General features: G+C 45.0%; 1 protein-coding gene. It reads left to right on the forward strand.

Translation table 11 applies throughout. The features are described 5' to 3' along the window. Positions 1-284: 284 nt before the first annotated feature. Positions 285-857, forward strand: a complete 573-nt coding sequence (locus J07HQW2_RS13175; RefSeq protein WP_021056055.1) for a hypothetical protein — start codon at positions 285-287, stop codon at positions 855-857. The last annotated feature ends 276 nt before the right edge of the window (positions 858-1,133 follow it).

Consider the following 1,133-nt stretch of genomic DNA (forward strand, 5'->3'; position numbering starts at 1 on the left):
TCATGAGTAATTTGGGTAGGTGCAGCCATTGATCTACTGTGTTCAATTAAAGTTTTTCACTATAATAGACTCTATTTAATTTATGCCGCCGTATACTCGTATAGTGAATAAAAACCGCCGTCAGGACGACGACGGACCGTCTTGATTTGTGGTAGACTTTAACAGACGGTATTTGTAAATCGATACTACTGTTAAAAAATGTCTTTGTTTCAGTAGTGAAACTACTTTGTTACGCTGACGTTACAAAAATTTTACATGAATAAGAAAATACTATCTTAGCAAGCATGGTAGACTTTACGAGACGGTCAATCATACTTGGAACAGCAGGAGTAGCCGCCGCAGGTGCAGGAGTCACAGCTGCTGCAGGAGGACTTCAAGGCAGTGTTGAAGGGCAAGCTGACGTCCAAGCTGAACAGGCATTGACTGTGACTGATGTGAGTGCTAATAATGGTGACGAAGACGCGTCGTTTACTCGCATAAGCGACGATAATACGGAATTTCAGGCAGCGGTTGAATTGAATAATGGTGACAGTGTTGGGTTACAAGCCACTATCGAAAACAGCGCAGTTGACACACTAGATGTTCAGGTGATCGTAGATTCTCCCAATCCAATCGACATCGACGTAAGAAATGATGGGAGTAGTGACAATGATGGGGGTAGTGATCTCGACCCTGACGATGATGGAGAGACCAGTAGTGCTGTTCAGACTGGTGAAGACACATTTGTTGCTAGCGTTGATGGTAGCGATGGCGATGGCACTGAAACCCTGGGTATCGTTGCTGAACTTGATGATACCGCTGACCCTGGGTCATATGACATCGGCGTTGCAATCAACCCACTAAGTACTGACAACTAATTTATACCCGATTGATCATCGGCTTAGCGGCTGACGCCACAACCTGAATATAGAAAGTTCAAATCCTATTTTGATTTCCCCGAACACGATCAGTGATGTCCGGTTACGGTTCTGCCACTGAATATCTGCTGTAGGTCTGCAGTGCTCACACAAGCAGCCCGAGTCAGCTGTGTGAGTGCAATCCTCGTGGAGGAGCAGAGCCATACTCGATGTGGATGCACAGATTGCATGTAACATTATCTCCCTGAGAGACATAGCTACATTCAAGACATATCT

Origin of the sequence: Haloquadratum walsbyi J07HQW2, from assembly GCF_000415985.1 — an archaeon.
Lineage (GTDB): Archaea > Halobacteriota > Halobacteria > Halobacteriales > Haloferacaceae > Haloquadratum > Haloquadratum walsbyi_B.